At 60.6% G+C, this 15,875-nt stretch carries 15 protein-coding genes; 8 read left to right on the forward strand and 7 right to left on the reverse strand.

What is annotated here, in order from left to right; genetic code table 11:
- The first annotated feature begins 3 nt into the window (after positions 1–3).
- The 5 genes from ETHHA_RS14370 to ETHHA_RS03425 are packed head-to-tail and all read left to right on the forward strand — an operon-like array spanning position 4 to position 6,737.
- Positions 4–2,472: a glycosyltransferase family 4 protein gene (locus tag ETHHA_RS14370; RefSeq protein WP_049776539.1), complete on the forward strand. Its 2,469-nt coding sequence runs from the start codon at positions 4–6 to the stop codon at positions 2,470–2,472.
- Positions 2,473–2,521: 49 nt separating this feature from the next.
- Positions 2,522–3,640, forward strand: coding sequence for a glycosyltransferase (locus ETHHA_RS03410; protein WP_013484614.1), 1,119 nt, complete (start codon positions 2,522–2,524; stop codon positions 3,638–3,640).
- Positions 3,538–4,857, forward strand: a complete 1,320-nt coding sequence (locus ETHHA_RS03415; RefSeq protein WP_242822090.1) for a glycosyltransferase family 4 protein — start codon at positions 3,538–3,540, stop codon at positions 4,855–4,857. The genes ETHHA_RS03410 and ETHHA_RS03415 overlap by 103 nt, the downstream gene beginning before the upstream one ends.
- Positions 4,858–4,882: 25 nt before the next feature.
- Positions 4,883–6,049, forward strand: a complete 1,167-nt coding sequence (locus tag ETHHA_RS03420) for a DegT/DnrJ/EryC1/StrS family aminotransferase (RefSeq protein ID WP_013484616.1) — start codon at positions 4,883–4,885, stop codon at positions 6,047–6,049.
- Positions 6,039–6,737: a sugar transferase gene (locus tag ETHHA_RS03425; protein ID WP_159033349.1), complete on the forward strand. Its 699-nt coding sequence runs from the start codon at positions 6,039–6,041 to the stop codon at positions 6,735–6,737. The genes ETHHA_RS03420 and ETHHA_RS03425 overlap by 11 nt, the downstream gene beginning before the upstream one ends.
- Before the next feature lie 67 nt (positions 6,738–6,804).
- Here the strand turns inward: ETHHA_RS03425 and ETHHA_RS03430 are convergent, their stop codons facing one another.
- From ETHHA_RS03430 to ETHHA_RS03445, 4 genes are all read right to left on the reverse strand, one after another.
- Positions 6,805–6,984 (reverse strand): hypothetical protein, encoded by a 180-nt coding sequence (locus tag ETHHA_RS03430; protein ID WP_013484618.1) that lies wholly within the window; start codon positions 6,982–6,984, stop codon positions 6,805–6,807.
- Between the two features lie 84 nt (positions 6,985–7,068).
- Entirely contained in the window at positions 7,069–8,523 is a 1,455-nt protein-coding gene (locus ETHHA_RS03435) for an NADP-dependent glyceraldehyde-3-phosphate dehydrogenase (protein WP_013484619.1), read from the reverse strand.
- 81 nt (positions 8,524–8,604) lie between these two features.
- A complete protein-coding gene (locus ETHHA_RS14375) occupies positions 8,605–9,075 on the reverse strand; it encodes a flavodoxin family protein (protein WP_013484620.1) in 471 nt (156 codons plus the stop codon).
- A 182-nt stretch (positions 9,076–9,257) separates the two neighbouring features.
- A complete protein-coding gene (locus ETHHA_RS03445; RefSeq protein WP_013484621.1) occupies positions 9,258–10,025 on the reverse strand; it encodes an SDR family NAD(P)-dependent oxidoreductase in 768 nt (255 codons plus the stop codon).
- Between the two features lie 394 nt (positions 10,026–10,419).
- Between ETHHA_RS03445 and ETHHA_RS03450 the strand changes: the two genes are divergently transcribed.
- Together ETHHA_RS03450 and ETHHA_RS03455 are read left to right on the forward strand one after the other, a co-directional pair.
- On the forward strand, positions 10,420–11,484 hold the full coding sequence (locus ETHHA_RS03450; protein WP_013484622.1) for an HD-GYP domain-containing protein: 1,065 nt from the start codon (positions 10,420–10,422) through the stop codon (positions 11,482–11,484).
- Between the two features lie 161 nt (positions 11,485–11,645).
- A complete protein-coding gene (locus tag ETHHA_RS03455) occupies positions 11,646–13,049 on the forward strand; it encodes an ATP-binding protein (RefSeq protein ID WP_013484623.1) in 1,404 nt (467 codons plus the stop codon).
- Positions 13,050–13,276: 227 nt separating this feature from the next.
- Here the strand turns inward: ETHHA_RS03455 and cysK are convergent, their stop codons facing one another.
- The 3 genes from cysK to ETHHA_RS03470 all read right to left on the reverse strand — a co-directional run bounded on the left by cysK (position 13,277) and on the right by ETHHA_RS03470 (position 15,159).
- Positions 13,277–14,212 (reverse strand): cysteine synthase A, encoded by a 936-nt coding sequence (gene cysK, locus ETHHA_RS03460; RefSeq protein WP_013484624.1) that lies wholly within the window; start codon positions 14,210–14,212, stop codon positions 13,277–13,279.
- A 78-nt stretch (positions 14,213–14,290) separates the two neighbouring features.
- The gene (locus ETHHA_RS03465) at positions 14,291–14,668 is read right to left on the reverse strand and encodes a RidA family protein (RefSeq protein WP_013484625.1); all 378 of its coding nucleotides are present in this window, start codon (positions 14,666–14,668) and stop codon (positions 14,291–14,293) included.
- A 59-nt stretch (positions 14,669–14,727) separates the two neighbouring features.
- On the reverse strand, positions 14,728–15,159 hold the full coding sequence (locus ETHHA_RS03470; RefSeq protein ID WP_013484626.1) for an RrF2 family transcriptional regulator: 432 nt from the start codon (positions 15,157–15,159) through the stop codon (positions 14,728–14,730).
- A 200-nt stretch (positions 15,160–15,359) separates the two neighbouring features.
- On the opposite strand from ETHHA_RS03470, the gene ETHHA_RS03475 reads away from it, so the two are divergent.
- Positions 15,360–15,869, forward strand: coding sequence for an HD domain-containing protein (locus ETHHA_RS03475; RefSeq protein WP_242822091.1), 510 nt, complete (start codon positions 15,360–15,362; stop codon positions 15,867–15,869).
- Positions 15,870–15,875 lie beyond the last annotated feature (6 nt).

Consider the following 15,875-nt stretch of genomic DNA (forward strand, 5'->3'; position numbering starts at 1 on the left):
GAAATGAAAGCGACCGATTCTGCCCAAGCGTATGCCTTGTGGAACGGTACGGCGGGTATGGAACACTACAAACAGGAGCATGACATGGAACGAATGCAAACGCTCAAGAAAACGGCGCGGGTGCTGGTCTATCTGCTGCCGGTGGCCACGCTTCTGGCGGGGCATGCCAGCCTGCCGCAGTTGCCGGGGCTTCCGCTGCTCAACGTGGTGCTGCTGTTGCTCGGCGCATGTTTTATCGTATATTGTGTGGGCAGCCGCAGGTTCCGGCTGCCGTTTGGCCATGCGGCGCCGTATGCCGGCGTGCTCATCCTGCTGGCGGCCTACGGCGCGCTGTCGCTGCTCTGGGCGAAGAACATGGATTATTCCTGGAACATCTACACCTATCAGGCGCTGGGCGTGGCGGCGGTGCTGTGCATGGCGGCGGCGCTCCGGCAGCGCGGGCAGTTTCTCCGTTTTCTGGATGTGCTCACGCTCTGCTATGTCTTTACAGTCTGTGTGGGCATTTATGAAATTTTTACCGGGCATTTCATCTTCAGCCCCTCCAACGACCAGCTTCAGTTGAAAAACGCCTACGGCCTGTGGTTCCCCTATGTGACGTTCAACAACACCAACGATTACGCCACCTATATCATCCTGTTTTTCCCGTTCGCGGCCTACACGCTGACCGAACGGCTGCGAGGCTTGTGGGGCCGCGCGGCGGCCACGGCGCTCTTTGCTGCGGCGATGTTCACCATGTTCAATGCCGATCCGCGCATTTTGTATTTTGCTATCGGGCTGGTGGCGGTGGCATTTTATGTCTGCATGGCGTTCAAGCCGGGTGCCGGGCGGTATGCCCGTGCGCTGGCGGGGATGGCCGCGGCGGGTGTCGGGGCCGTCGCGCTGCTGGGCGGCACCATGCTCATCAAAGCGAGCGTGTTTGCCAGTGAGATCAATTCCATCAATATGGATAACCACTCCGTGAGCGAGCGCACCATGCTGCTGTTTGCCACGCTGCGAATGATCCCGGCATCGCATTTTCTGGGTGTGGGCGTAGGCAACGCGGCCCAGCTGATGGGCTATTTCAGCGCCAGCATCAAGCCCTTCAACGTGCACAACATGACATTGCAGCTGCTTGCCGAATATGGTATCCTTGTGTGGGTGCCGTATGTGCTGATGCTCGTCGCGCTGCTGGTGCGTTTTTTCCGCTACCGCGGCGGTGCGTTCCGACAGGATGCGCTGGCTTCCCTCTGCTTTGCGCTGGTTGTGGGGCTGCCGGTCATCGGTATTGCTTCGGCGGATATGACGCATATTCTGGCGGTCTGGCCGTTTTTCGGCCTGCTGTTTGTCTGCCTGAAGGTGCTGTATCCGTACCGCCCTCCCGCAGCGGGGGAAAAGGCCCGAAAGCTGTTGTTTATCAGCTTTATTGATTTCGGGGATTTCACCTCCGGGTCCAGCGTGCGGCCACAGCGGATGGCGCAGGCATTTGGAAAACTGGGGTATGCGGTCACGGTGCTCTCCGGCCTGCAGAACCGCAAGCGCCAGCGCTGGCTGCGGGTGTGGCGCGTGTGGCGCACCCTGCGGGACGATCTGCCAGATTTCTGCTATGTGGAGCCGCCCAGCGGGCCGTTTTTCAATCTGTGTGACCATCTGCTGCTGTTGCGCCTGTGGGCAAACGGCGTGCCCATCGGCCTGTTTTACCGCGACGCCTACTGGAAGTTTGCGGACTGGTGGGGGGTAAAAGGCTTCAAGCGCTGGGGCCTGACGCTGATGCACCGGTTCGACTTGATCGTCTTCCGCATCACCTGCACGGTGCTGTTTTTTCCCACGCAGAGCATGGCCGACCTGTTTGCCTTCCCGCGCAAGGCCGTGCTGCCGCCTGCGGGCATGGAGTGCTCCGTGCCGCCGCATCCGCCGGCGGGCAAAGCGCTGTATGTCGGCGGCGTGTCGCATTTTTACGGCACCGACATGCTGCTCGGCGCGTTTGCTATTCTCAACGAGGAGCTCCGGCGCCCGGTGCACCTTACGGTAGTCTGCCGCAAAAAGGAAATGGGCGATTTCTTTGAGCCGTACCTCGGGCGCGAGTGGCTGACGGTGCTGCATCTTTCAGGGGATGCGGCGCTGGCTCCGCTTTATGCCCAAAGTGACGTCGCGCTCTATCCCTCCCGCCCCGACCGGTATATGGATTTCTGCATGCCGGTCAAGTTGTTCGAATATCTCTCCCGCGCGCTGCCGGTGGTTTGCACCGATTGCACCGAGGCCGCCGCATTCGTGCGCGAAAACGGTGTCGGCGTGGTCACACCGTACAATCCGCGGGAATATGCTCTTGCCGTGGCGGCGCTGTTCGACGATCCGGACGGGCTGCAGGCCATGCGCGCGCACTGCGCCGAGGTGCTGCGGACAAAACACCTCTGGCGGCACCGTGCCGCTCAGGCGGCGAAAATCATTTTGCAGGCGCGGCAGCCCGCGCCGTTTGCCCCGCAACCGGCGGACTGAGCGCGGCGATACGGCGGGTATCCGCACCAAACGGATGGGAGGTCAGGACATGCGCATTGCGTTGCTATCGGCGGCTTCTTCCATTCACACCGCCCGCTGGGTGAGCGCGCTTGCGGCACGCGGGCATGCGGTGGCGCTGTTCTCAATGGAAAGGCACTCCGCGCCGGCAGGTTCTATTTCACCGGACGTGCCCGTATATTATCTGCGAGGTGGATACCTGCGCGCGACCTGCGCATTGAAAAAAGGGCTGGCGGCGTTCGCACCGCAGGTGCTCAATGTGCATTATGCCACCGGATACGGCACGCTGGCCCGGCGCAGCGGCTTTGCGCCCGTGCTGCTCTCAGTGTGGGGCAGCGATGTGTACGATTTTCCGCGGAAAAGCCCGTTTCATCGGCAGATCGTGGTGCGTAATCTGCGCGCGGCCACGGCTGTCGCCTCTACCAGCGAGCGGATGGCCATGCGGGTGGAAGAGCTCTGCCCGCAGACGCGCCCGCCGTTTATCACGCCGTTCGGCGTGGACACGGGGGTGTTCTCGCCCGCCGATCCTCCCCGCGTGCGGGACGGCAGGTTGACCATCGGCATCGTCAAGGCGCTGGAAACCAAATATGGGGTGGATGTGCTGCTGCGCGCATTTGCCTGCGTTCTGCCGCAGCTTTCCGATCTGGATGTGCGGTTGGAGATCTACGGCGGCGGGTCCAGGCGGCAGGCGCTGGAGCAGTTGGCGGTTTGTCTGGGCGTGGAGAAGCGTACGCGTTTCTTTGGCGCGGTGCCGCATGAGCAGGTGCCGGAGGTGCTGCGCAGGATGGACATCTTCTGCGCACCCAGCGTGTCCGACAGCGAGAGTTTCGGTGTTTCGGCGGTGGAGGCGCTGGCCTGCGGCGTGCCGGTGGTGGCCAGTGCGGTGGACGGTTTTAAGGAAGTGCTGCGCGATGGGGAGACCGGGTTTTTGGTGCCGCCGTTTAATGCCCAGGCGATGGCCGGGCGACTGGTGCGCCTGGCGCGCGACGCGGATCTGCGCAGGCGGATGGGCGCCGCCGGGCGGGCCGACGTGCAGGAGCGTTTTGAATGGCAGACCTGCGTAACGCGGATGGAGCAGGCGCTGGTATCCACCATCCGCCTGCGCGCGGGTGGCGAGACGAACGAAGCGAAAAGGGGAGCGGCCGGATGAATATCCTGCTCATCAACCATTACGCCGGGTCGCCGGTGCGGGGCATGGAGTTCCGCCCGTGGCTCATGGCGCGCGAATGGCAGAAGCTGGGGCACACGGTGACGATCGTGGCGGCGGATTTCACCCACCTGCGCAGCCAGAATTTCGAGGTGCCCCGCAGTTTCACCGAGGTGGATGTGGACGGCGTGCCGTATGTTGTGCTGAAAACGCCGCGTTATCACGGCAACAACGCCGGGCGCGGGCGGAACATCGCGTCGTTCTGCCTCCAGCTTTCCGCGCACGCCGGGCGGGTGGCCAGAACCTACCGGCCGGATGCGGTCATCGCTTCCTCCACCTACCCGGTGGATATCTACGCCGCATCGAAGATCGCGCGCAAGGCGGGCGCCCGTCTGTATTTCGAGCTGCACGACCTCTGGCCCCTCACGCCGATGGTGATGGGCAATCTGCCGTGGTGGAACCCGATCATTCTCATCCTGCAGGGCGGGGAGAATGCCGCGTTCGCGCGCTCGAACAAGATCATCTCCATCCTGCCGGACGCCGACCGGTATATCCGTGAGCGGGGGTATGACGTCGGCAAGTTCGTGTATATTCCAAACGGCGTGGTGCGCGAAGAAGAAAATACCGCGCCCGCGGAGCCGGTGCCGCAGGTGGAGACGCTGCGCGCTCTGCGGGCCGACGGCTGGTTTCTGGTGGGCTATACCGGCAACCACTCCGTCGCCAACGCGCTGGAAACCTTCATTGACGCGGCGGTTATGCTCCGGGATGTGCGGGTGAAGCTGGTGCTGGTGGGAAAAGGAAACCATAAGGACGCGCTGACGGCGCGTGCGGCGGGGGCGGAGAATGTGCTGTTTCTCGACCCCGTGCCCAAAACGGCGATGGGCGCGCTGCTCGCGGAATTGAACGCGGCCTATATGGGTCTTGCCAAATCGCGGCTGTTCGATTACGGAGTCAGCCCCAACAAACTGTTTGATTATATGCTGGCCGCAAAGCCGGTCATCTACGCGGTGGAGTCTTCCAACAACCCCGTGCGGGACGCGGACTGTGGGCTGACGGTGCCGGTGGGCAGCCCGCGGGCCGTGGCGGATGCGGTGCGCACACTGATGGCGATGGATGCGCCCGTGCGCCGGCAGATGGGAGAGAACGGGCGCGCCTATGTGCGGCGCAACCACGATTACCCCACGCTGGCCAAACGGTTCTTGGCCGCACTGCAAGATTGAAACCAAGCGGAAAGGTCTAAGGAAGATGCTGAAAAAACGGGAAACATTTCTGCCCTATTGTCTGCCGTATTGGGACGACAACGAACTGGAAAGCGTGCAGGCCGCCATCCGCTCCAACTGGTGGTCGCGCGGGCCGAAAACCGGCGAGTTTGAGCAGGCGTTCGGCACGTTCGTGGGCGGGCGGCACGCCGTGGGTGTCAACTCCTGCACGGCGGCGCTCCATACGGCGCTGGCGGCCAAAGGCATCGGCCCGGGGGACGAGGTCATCACCACGCCGATGACCTTCTGCTCCACCGCCAACGTCATCTGCCATGTGGGTGCCACGCCGGTGTTTGCCGATGTGCGGCCCGATACCGGCTGCATCGACCCCGCCGCCGTGGCGCGCGCGGTCACACCGCGTACCAAGGCCGTCATTCCGGTGCATTACGCCGGGCAGCCCTGCGACATGGATGCCATCGACGCCATTGCGGACGCGCACGATCTGTTTGTGCTGGAGGATGCCGCCCACGCCGTCTACACCACCTACAAAGGGCGTAGGATCGGCGCGAAACACACCGTTGCGTTCAGCTTTTACGCTACCAAAAACCTCGCCACCGGCGAGGGCGGCATGCTGGTAACGGACGACGCGGAACTGGCCGACCGCGCGCGGGTGTTCGTGTCGCACGGCATGAGCCGCGGCGCGTGGAACCGCTACGCAAAGGGCGGTTCCTGGCGGTATGATGTGGAGATCGCCGGCTTCAAATACAACATGACCGACCTGCAGGCGGCGCTGGGGCTCACACAGCTCGACCGGCTCGCATATATGCAGGAGCGCCGGGAAACCTATGCGGGATTATACAGCGACCTGTTTCGGGATGTGCGCGGCGTGCGCCCGCCGGTGGACGGCGGCCTGGGGCGTAACGCCTGGCATCTCTATATCATCCGCGTGAAGAAAGACGAGCTGGATATCGGGCGGGATGCGTTCATCGAGGAACTGCACGATTACAACATCGGCACCAGCGTGCATTTCATCCCGGTGCACCTGCACCCGTTCTACCGGGAGCATTACGGCACCTGTGAAGGGGATTTTCCGGTGGCGGAGGGCATATTTGAGGAGATCATCAGTCTGCCGCTCTACCCGTCCATGACAGAAGAGGATGTGCGTTATGTTGCAGGAGCCGTTCGGGAGATTTGCGCGCGCCATGCAAAATGAGGCGCTTGCGCCCTATAAAACCCATCTGGCAAGACACCGCGCCGGTCAGGCGGCCAAGCGCGCGCTGGACGTGTTTGCCGCGCTTGTGTGCCTGTTGATTCCGCTGCCGCTCTATCTGGCGGCGGCCGTCGCCGTCAAATGCACCTCGCCGGGGCCGGTGTTTTACCGTCAGCTCCGTGTGGGACGGATGGGCAGGCCGTTTTGGGTGCTCAAGTTCCGCACCATGCGCGTGGGGGCCGACCGCTCCGGCGAGATCACGGTGGGCAGCGGCGATGTACGCATCACCGCCGTGGGCAAGGTGTTGCGTGCGTCGAATTTTGACGAATTCCCGCAGTTCTGGCAGGTGCTCATGGGAGAGATGTCCATCATCGGCGTGCGTCCCGAGGTGCCGCACTATGTGGAGCACTACACGCCGGAGGATTTTGCCACGCTGCTCCTGCGCCCGGGTATGACCTCCCCGGTGGCCATTGCCTACCGCCATGAGAATGACCTGCTCGCGGGCGCCGCCGACCCGGAGGACTGCTACATACACGAGATCCTGCCCGCCAAAATGGCGATCAACCGGGAGTATGTGCGGGGCTTTTCGTTTGGCAACGACTGGCGCATCCTGGGGCGCACGTTCCGCTGCCTGTTTGAGAAAGACGAGCTGCTTGAGCAGAAGAGGCACGGGGGGCCCGCAACGAAATAGATATGGATTTTAGCATGAAGAAGCCCCGCACGATGATTCCGATCGTGCGGGGCTTCCGTCCGTGTATTCATGCAAGCAAACCGCGCACGGTTTTCCAGCCGTAGCGCAGCGCGTTGCGCGCCTGCCAGAGTGTCAGCGCGAGGGAAACTGCGAACAGGCAGGCTGCGATGACCTTTCGCCGGCCGGGACGATCTTCGTTCCATACCGTGTTGAATGCGCCCGCTTTTTTCAATAAAACAGCCACCAAACCCAACCGCCTCCCATTTATGCATCCGGTTATGATTAGCATATCCGGCATGGGCGGGCGGTATGCGGACGGAGCCGTGCCTTTTCAGGAATTCTGGAAATTGATGACGATGACTTTCGGGCGGCTCATGGCTTCGATGCTGTAGCGGATGCCCTGGGTGCCCATGCCGGAGGATTTCACACCCAAAAACGGGAAGTGGTCAGGGCCGCGTTCCGGTTTGCCGTTGATCTGCACGGTGCCGACGTCCAGCCGGGAAGCAACGTAGAACGCCTTGTTGATGTCTTTGGTGAAGACGGCGCCCTGCAGGCCGTATTCGGAACGATTGGAGATGGCGATGCCTTCGTCCGCGTCCCGGATGCGGATGATGGGCAGCACGGGGCCGAACGGTTCCTCCCACGCCAGGCGCATGTCGGTGGTCACATGGTCGAATAGGGTGGGGTAAAGCAGGTTGCCCTCTCGTTTTTTGCCGATGAGAAGTTTGGCGCCTTTGGCCAGCGCGTCGTCGATGAGCTCCTGCACATAGTCGGCCGCGTGGGTGTTGATGAGCGGTGTAACGTCCGCGCTTTCACGCGGCTGCCCCACGCGCAGCCTGCCGATCTGCTCCACGATCTTCCCGGCAAGTTCGTCCGCAATGTCGTCCTCCGCCAGCACGCGCTTCACCGCCGTGCAGCGCTGCCCGGAATAGCCGTATGCCCCTGAAACAATCAGCCTGGCGGCCAGATCGAGGTCGGCGTCTCTCAGAATGATGGCGGCGTCTTTTCCGCCCAGCTCCATCAAGAGCGGCACCATGCCCGCAATCTCCGCGATGTGTTTGCCCACCGCGCTGCTGCCGGTGAAATTGATGAAATCCACCAGCGGATGAGTGACCAGATAGTCACCGATCTCGCTGCCGCGGCCGGTCACGGTGGTGAGCACGCCGTCGGGCAGTCCGGCCTCTTTAAACGCGGCCGCCAGGTGCAGGCCGCTGATGGCGCCGCTCGTGGGAGGCTTGAGTATTACGCTGTTGCCCGCGATAAGCGCGGGCGCCACTTTGGAAGCGGCCAGGTTGATCGGGTAGTTGAACGGCGAGATGGCCAGCACCACGCCCAGCGGCACGCGTGTGACCACCGAGATCTTGTCTTTTTGAAAGTGCGGGAAGTTTTCACTGCCCACGCTGCGCCCTTCCGCCAGTTCCCCCTGGTCGGCGGTGAAACGGATGAAATCGGCCGTACGGCGCACCTCGCCGACAGCGGAGGAAAGCCCTTTGGAAATCTCCTCGGACAAAACGCCGCCGATCTCGTCCGCGTTTTCATCCAGAATCTGCGCGGCTTTGCGCAGGATGCGGGCGCGCTCGTTCACAGGTTTTGCCGCCCAGATCTTCTGCGCGTCTCTGGCGCTTTGCAGGTAGAGGTCGATCTCATCTTTCTGCAAAGAGGGGATGGTGCCGAGAACCGTGCCGTCGGCCGGCGCTTTCACGGTGATGGCGCCGCTGTGGCCGTGTGCCCATTCGCCCCGATACAGATTGCGGTAGCTGCCGTTTTCGGCAATATATTCAAACATGATTCGTTCTCCTATAAGGTATGGATGCCCTTCCCGGCCCAGAACGCGCGGCCCCGGATTCCGGAAAAGCGGATGCGGGGGCTATTCCGCGCGTAAGGCTGCCAGGAAAGGCGACAGGTCATATGCGCCGGTTTTGACATCCCGGCTGGAAACGGAAAAGGTGGCGTCCAGCTTTTTGCCAAGCATGGTCTGAAGCTGCTCAAACACGCCGTTGTAAGGATTTTTCGCGTCGCCGTGGGTGATAAACGCCGCCGCCGACTGGATGCCGCCGCCATATTGCGCCAGAAAACTGGTGACCGGAGAGCTGACATGCCCGGCCCACACCGGCGTACCGATGATGATGCGGTCATAGGCGGACACATCCAGCGAAAGCGGCTGGATCTCGGGCTGCTTTCCCGAAAGGGACTGCGCGATCTCCTGAAAAAAGGCAAACACGCCGCCGTTCCCGAGGCGGACGATGCCTTCCACAGGCGCGCCCAGCTCTTTGGCGATGTGCTTTGCTGCCGTGGCGGTCATGCCGGATTTGGAAAAGTAGATCACGGCGGTTGTCATGCGTATCCCTCCAGATGATATGATGGGCTTTTTCTTGTTTTATTATAGCACGCCTGGCAGGTAAATTTTAGATGCGGCGGCCTGTGGGAAGAACAAAAAAACAGGGAGCGGACCGCTCCCTGTTTGGCAAAGTGTCCAAAACGGTTGTCAGAAAGCACGGAACGTGCTGCCGTGCGGGCGGTTTATACGATGGAAATGCCGCCGTCCACCAGCAGCAGCTGGCCGTTGACATAGCTTGACGCGTCCGAAGACAAAAACAGGATCGGTCCGTTGAGTTCGCCGCGCCGGCCGGGGCGGGAAGCCGGGCAAAGCGCGTTGTAGGCGTTGAGGAACTGTTCCTGTTTGAAGAGGGTGTTTGCCGTCATCTCGCTCTCAAAGAGGGCGGGGCCGAGCGCGTTGACCGTGATGCCGAACTGCCCCAGCGAAGCGGCCATGCCCACCGTCAGCCCCACCACGGCGCTTTTGGAGGCATTGTATACATGCCGCACCATCCGAGGGTCCTTGTCGGCCAGCACGGCGTTGACCGACGCAATGTTGACGATCTTGCCGTATTTCTGTTTTTTCATCACCGGCACAACATATTTGCACATCAGGAAAATGCCCTTGACATTGGTGCCCATCGCAAGATCCCACTGCTCCGCGGTCAGGGTTTCCACCGAACCGGGAATGGCGATGCCCGCGTCGTTGAGCAGGATGTCGATGGTATGGTACCGCTCGAGCACCTCGTCCACGGCGGCCTGCACGCTGCTTTCATCGGCTATATCGCACTGCACGGCGATCGCGTGTTTGCGCGTGCGGTTGATCTCGGCCACCACGTTGTCCAGTTTGTCCTTTCGGCGCGCCAGCAAAGCCACTTTTGCGCCCTGCTCGGCATAGGCGCGCGCCGCGTCGGCCCCCAGGCCGCTGGAAGCGCCGGTAATCACCGCCACTTTTCCGGATAATTCAAACATGCTGCTCATCCTTTCCGTTTGGTGTGTTTGCTTTATGCGATTTGGTTTGCGGGATACGGTGAAAGGGATGGTTTCCAACTGTTTTATGTCAAAATCATACCATTGTTTGCACAAAAAAGCAATGAATGCGCCCGGGTTGTTGTGCATAAAGGCGGCGGTTTGCCATGCGTACCGGTCGTCTTCAACTATTTTATTGAAAAAACAGAATGCCCCTCTAGTTTTGCGGAAAAAAGTCGATATAGATATATGTATTTTTATATTCTTCATACCCATGGGGAATGTCAGGTGAATCTCTTGGTCAAAAAGCGGTCTTGGTCCGCTGAATCCGGGCGCTTTGTGTATCTGCTGCGACGGAGTGTCGATTTGGAACGAATTGATTGAAGAGGTTTTTTCGATGAGATTTATTTCTGTGTATTGCCTGCGTAACGGCATGACGCTGGGCCGTGACCTGTACGGGAAAAACGGCGAACTGCTGTTGGGAAATGGGCAGGTACTGCAGGAATCCTATATAGAACGCATCCTCGCCCTGGGGTATCACGGGGTTTACATCTGCGATAATCTTTCCGGTGATATCGAGATCCAGGAGACAGTCAACCAGGAGCTGCGCATGAAAGCGGTGACGACCGTGCGCGACACGTTCATCATCACCCGCGCACAGGGGAATGTGAGCGACGCGATGGAAAACACCAAGGCCATCGTGCGCCGCATGATCGAGGAAATTTTGTCCCACAGCAACGCCATGATAAACATGGTGGACATGAAAGTGTTCGACGACTATACATTTTTCCACTCGGTCAATGTGACGGTTTTATCGCTGGTAATGGGCGTTTCCCTCGGGTTTCCGGAGTCGAAACTGATCCGCCTGGGTCTGGGCGCGCTGCTGCACGATATCGGCAAAGTGTTCATCGACAAAAAAATTCTGGATAAGCCGGGCCCCTTGGACGATGAGGAAATGGAGGAGATGAACAAGCATGCGGCGCTCGGGTATGAATTCCTGCGTGACCACAGCGAACTGCCGGTGACTTCCTATGTGGCCGTGCTGCAGCACCATGAACGCTATGACGGGACCGGCTATCCCTATGGTCTGAAAGGCGAAGAGATATCGGAGTTTGCCCGCATCATCGCGGTGGCCGACGTCTATGACGCGCTGAACTCCGACCGCCCGTACCGGCGTGCCATCCTGGCCTCCAACGCGATGGAATACATCATGGGCGGCTCGGGAACGCATTTCGACCCGCTCTGCGTGGAAACATTCGTCCGCAAGGTGGCGGCGTTCCCGCTTGGAACGGTCGTCCGCCTGAGCAATGGGATGAGCGCCATCGTGGTGCGCAATTATGCGGATTGCTGCATACGCCCGTCGGTGCGTGTGCTTTCGGGCGAGTGGCAGGGGCGCATCATCAGTTTGCGGGATGACCATACGCTGCGAAACGTGACAATCTCGGAGGTTCTGGACGTCTGAGGAATGCGGGTGGCAAAAATGCCCGGTTTGTTGACTGTGCTGGACGAATATGCTATATTGAAACGGGACCGGCGGGCATTTTGCCGCCGGTCCGTCTGCCGGGCACGGAACGTCCGGCAGACGCGTGACGTTTGTTCCAATGGGCGTATCGGGGTGTCGGCATGACATTGATAGACTGTCTCCATGTTTGCAACCCGTGGTGGAGAGGGGACGGGGTCGAGCCGGACCTGTTACATCAAACCATCCGCAGTGAGTTTGCGCAGATCGTCAAGGAACTAGGCGGGGAAAAGACCATCGCGCTCGCCGGTCCGCGCGGCGGCGGCAAGACCACGCTGCTGTTTCAGGCGGTACACTACCTGTTGCAGATGAAGGTGCCGCGGGAGCGCATCCTGTTTTTCAGCGGGGACGACCCCTCGCTGTTCATCCACAATCTGCACGCGCAGGATGTGGTGATGGCGTATTGCACGGGCGTGCTGCGGGAGGAGCCGGAGCTGCTCGCACAGCCGGTCTATGTGCTTATTGATGAGGCGCACCGTGTGCGCGGCTGGCGGCTTTTCGTCCAGCGCTGCCGTGAAAAAGGCTGGCGATTCCGCTTCCTGGTGGCTGCGCCCATGCCGCAGCTCCTGTTTCCGCCGGGCAGCGAGGCGCTGCAGGAAAAAGCGCGGCTATGCAGTGTGGCGCCGCTCTGCGCGCCGCAGTTTCTGGAGTTTTACTGCACATACCATGAAGCGGACTTCGACCATGCGGCCTACAAAAGCCGCCTGCCCGGTTTTGATGTGTTCGCGCAGCCCGAGGCGTATGCCCGCGCGCTGCGGGAGCAGGCGGGCGCGCTGGAGCCGTTCCGGGCGGGCAAGCGGAACATTCTGAACCAATACCTGCTGGCCGGGGGATATCCGGGGTATTTCGCCGCGCGGGATATGGCCGCGTGGCACCGGCGCCTGTTTGATGAAATGATCGAGCACAGTCTCTACAGCGACCTGCTGAGCAATTATGCCATCAAGTCCCCCGAAAAGCTCAAAAAACTGCTGTATTATCTGGCGTTTCTGGAAGGGCGGGAGCAGGCCTATGCGGGCATCGGCAAATATCTCTCGCTCAACACGGTGACGGTAATGCATCACCTGCGGCTGCTTTCGGATGACCGAATCGCGGTTGTGTGCGAATATTATAAGGAAAACATGGCCGGCGTGCTGCGCAAGAATAAGCGGTTCTATCTGCGCGATTGCGGGATGAAGCATGCGCTGCTCCACCGGAACACGTTTACTCCCGAGGAACATGCGCGCGCCTGCCGCGAAGCGGTGCTGACCATGCTGTTCGAGTTCGCGGAGAAAAACGGCGGACGGGTCTGGTACTGGCGCAGCGCCAAAAAGCAGGCGGTGTTCGTGCTGGAGAGGCGCGGGCAGATGCTGCCGGTGCAGTTCCTGACAGGGCTGGATGCCGGGCAGGAGAGTCCGCGTGCGCTGCAGTCTTTTTGCCGCGCGTTTTCGCATACGGGTGGGCTGGTCATCACACGCGAGACGCTCGATGTGCGCGGCGGTGTGACGTACATCCCGCTGTGGATGCTCTGACATGATTCAAAGAGGACGGCGGCCGCCGTCCATCTTTTGCCCCCGGGCATCGCAGTCCGTTTGCCGCAGACCGCAGCCAAAGGGGGGCTCCGGCGGCGCGTGCCCGCCGGAGCGGCGGGATGTATCGCTTTGCGGTCTTTTCGACAGGTTGTATCAATCATGCAAACCGATAGCGGGCAGCCTATGCAGGCTGCCCGCTATCGGTTTGCATATACAAGCGGAACGTTTTAGTCGATCTGGAACAATGTAGTGGAGAGATACCGCTCGCCGGTGTCCGGCAGCAGCGCCACGATCAGTTTTCCTTTGTTTTCCGGGCGCTTGGCCAGCACAGTGGCCGCGTGGATGGCGGCACCGGAGGAGATGCCCACCAGCAGGCCCTCATCTTTGGCCAGGCTGCGGGAAGCGGCGAAAGCGTCGTCGCCGGTGATGGGGAGAATCTCGTCCACCACGCTGCGGTCGAACACATCGGGTACAAAGCCGGCGCCGATGCCTTGGATCTTGTGCGGGCCGGGTTTGCCGCCTTCCAGTACCGGGGAATCGGATGGCTCCACCGCCACGATCTTCACACCCGGTTTTTTGGCTTTCAGGCCTTGGCCCACGCCGCTGACCGTTCCGCCGGTGCCCACGCCCGCCACGAAGATATCGACGGCGCCGTCGGTGTCGCGCCAGATCTCCTCGGCGGTGGTGGCGCGGTGGATGGCCGGGTTGGCCGGGTTTTTAAATTGCTGCGGGATAAAGCTGCCGGGTGTCTGCGCCGCCAGTTCCTCGGCCTTTTGGATGGCGCCTTTCATGCCCGCCGCGCCCGGGGTGAGCACCAGTTCCGCGCCCAGTGCTTTGAGCAGGTTGCGGCGCTCCACGCTCATGGTCTCCGGCATGGTGAGGATCAGCCGGTAGCCTTTGGCCGCCGCGACGAACGCCAGCCCGATGCCGGTATTGCCGCTGGTCGGTTCGATGAGCACGCTGCCTTCTTTGATGAGACCCTTTTCCTCAGCGTCCTTAATCATGGCATAGCCGATGCGGTCTTTCACGCTGCCGGCGGGATTGAAGTATTCCAGCTTGCCCACGATGGTGGCTTCCAGCCCGTTATGTTTGTTGTAGGCCGTCAGTTCCAGCAGGGGGGTGTTGCCGATCAGGTCAGTGAGATTTTTTGCGATGTTCGCCATAGTGATTTACCTCCAAATGATACAGTCCTGCCGCCGCCGGGGGTCGGCAGGCATATGCGGGCGCGTGCGCGGCGAGCGTCAACAGGACGCGACGGCCTCGATCTCCAACAGTACACCCTTTGGCAGAGCGGACACTTCCACGCAGGAACGTGCCGGATACGGCTCTTTGAAAAAGGCGGCATACACGGCGTTGACGGCGGCGAAATTCTCCATATGCCGGATGAATACTGTGGTTTTCACCACATCTTCCAAACCGGCGCCCGCTTTTTCCAGCACGGCCCCGAGGTTTGCCAGAGCCTGCCTGGCCTGGTCCTCCACCGCGGCCGGTATCGTTCCGTCCGCGGGGTTCACCGGGATTTGCCCGGACGTGAACACGAAGTGGCCGGACCGCGTGGCCTGTGCATACGGGCCGATGGCTGCGGGCGCGTTTTCCGTGGCGATTTCCTGCTTTGGCATGGTCATCCTCTTTTCTGTTCTGCTCGTTGTATCGGAAACGCCATGCTTGGGGTGAGGGGTCAGATGTAGAACATGGTGTAATCCTGCCCGCTGCGGTATTCCTCCACAAGGTCGCCCAGCGTGATGGAGTCCACCACCTGGTCGATGCTGTCGTTGATGCGGTCCCATACATACTTTTTAATACAGTCCTGCAACGGGTTTTCACCGGACGTTTCTTCGGTGGCGATGTGCAGGCTACCTTCCAGCACGCGCAGGATGCCGCCGATGGTCATCTCCTGCGGCTGCATGGCCAGCGCATAGCCGCCCTGCGCGCCCTTCACGCTGCGGACAAAGCCGGCCTTGCGCAGTTGGGAAAACACCTGTTCCAGATAGTTGACCGAGATCTGCTGCCTGTCGGCGATGTTATACAGTGAAACATGGCTGCCGTCGGCATGCACGGCCAGATCCAGCAGTGCGCGCAATCCATAGCGTCCTTTGGTAGACAGTTTCATGATGTTCCTCCAACGATTAGTAATACTATATGTTTAGTATATATCTTTTGTGCCCGGTGTCAAGCTCTTTGGGCATGATTTCGTATTTTTTCGTAGAGCGTGTTCCATGCCGGGGGCTTGCGCCGGTTGCAATTATCGTTATAATAAAGATAGGATTCGTCCGGAGCGGCGGGCGCGGTTTTGCGTATATAGGGGATTGAATGATGAGTAAACAGTTGATGGCCGCGCTGTTGTTGCGCATGGCCTCTTATAACGGCAGCGACACAAGGCGCATCGACCACGCGCTGAAAGTGTATGGTTATGCGCAGATGATCGGTGGAAACGAGGAAATGCCCGCCCCCGTGCGTGCCAATTTGCTGATGGCCGCCGTGCTGCATGATATCGGCATTCACAACGCCGAAGCGAAATACCATTCCGCCGCGGGCCGGTATCAGGAGATCGAAGGCCCGCCGGTGGCGCGCGCCATTCTGGAAGAACTGGGCGTGCCGGTCGAAATGGCCGAGCGCGTGTATTTTCTGGTGGGGCACCACCACAGCTACACACAGGTGGACGGCCCGGATTTTCAGGCTCTTATCGAAGCCGATTTTCTGGTGAATATTGAGGAAGACGGCCTGTCGAAGGAATCCGCCGCCTCCATCGGTGAAAAATATTTCCGGACGGAGAGCGGCAAGGCGCTGCTTTCCAGCCTGTTTGGCGTATCGGCGGAATAACAAAAA

Origin of the sequence: Ethanoligenens harbinense YUAN-3, assembly GCF_000178115.2 — a bacterium.
Lineage (GTDB): Bacteria > Bacillota > Clostridia > Oscillospirales > Ethanoligenentaceae > Ethanoligenens > Ethanoligenens harbinense.

Coding starts and splice junctions, on each gene's coding strand:
- ETHHA_RS03455 (WP_013484623.1), top strand. CDS start 11,646: ATGACATTGATAGACTGTCTCCATGTTTGCAACCCGTGGTGGAGAGGG.
- ETHHA_RS03415 (WP_242822090.1), top strand. CDS start 3,538: ATGGCAGACCTGCGTAACGCGGATGGAGCAGGCGCTGGTATCCACCAT.
- ETHHA_RS14370 (WP_049776539.1), top strand. CDS start 4: ATGAAAGCGACCGATTCTGCCCAAGCGTATGCCTTGTGGAACGGTACG.
- ETHHA_RS03435 (WP_013484619.1), bottom strand. CDS start 8,523: ATGTTTGAATATATTGCCGAAAACGGCAGCTACCGCAATCTGTATCGG.
- ETHHA_RS03465 (WP_013484625.1), bottom strand. CDS start 14,668: ATGCCAAAGCAGGAAATCGCCACGGAAAACGCGCCCGCAGCCATCGGC.
- ETHHA_RS03475 (WP_242822091.1), top strand. CDS start 15,360: ATGATGAGTAAACAGTTGATGGCCGCGCTGTTGTTGCGCATGGCCTCT.
- ETHHA_RS03470 (WP_013484626.1), bottom strand. CDS start 15,159: ATGAAACTGTCTACCAAAGGACGCTATGGATTGCGCGCACTGCTGGAT.
- ETHHA_RS03445 (WP_013484621.1), bottom strand. CDS start 10,025: ATGTTTGAATTATCCGGAAAAGTGGCGGTGATTACCGGCGCTTCCAGC.
- ETHHA_RS03410 (WP_013484614.1), top strand. CDS start 2,522: ATGCGCATTGCGTTGCTATCGGCGGCTTCTTCCATTCACACCGCCCGC.
- ETHHA_RS03450 (WP_013484622.1), top strand. CDS start 10,420: ATGAGATTTATTTCTGTGTATTGCCTGCGTAACGGCATGACGCTGGGC.
- ETHHA_RS14375 (WP_013484620.1), bottom strand. CDS start 9,075: ATGACAACCGCCGTGATCTACTTTTCCAAATCCGGCATGACCGCCACG.
- ETHHA_RS03420 (WP_013484616.1), top strand. CDS start 4,883: ATGCTGAAAAAACGGGAAACATTTCTGCCCTATTGTCTGCCGTATTGG.
- ETHHA_RS03425 (WP_159033349.1), top strand. CDS start 6,039: ATGCAAAATGAGGCGCTTGCGCCCTATAAAACCCATCTGGCAAGACAC.
- cysK (WP_013484624.1), bottom strand. CDS start 14,212: ATGGCGAACATCGCAAAAAATCTCACTGACCTGATCGGCAACACCCCC.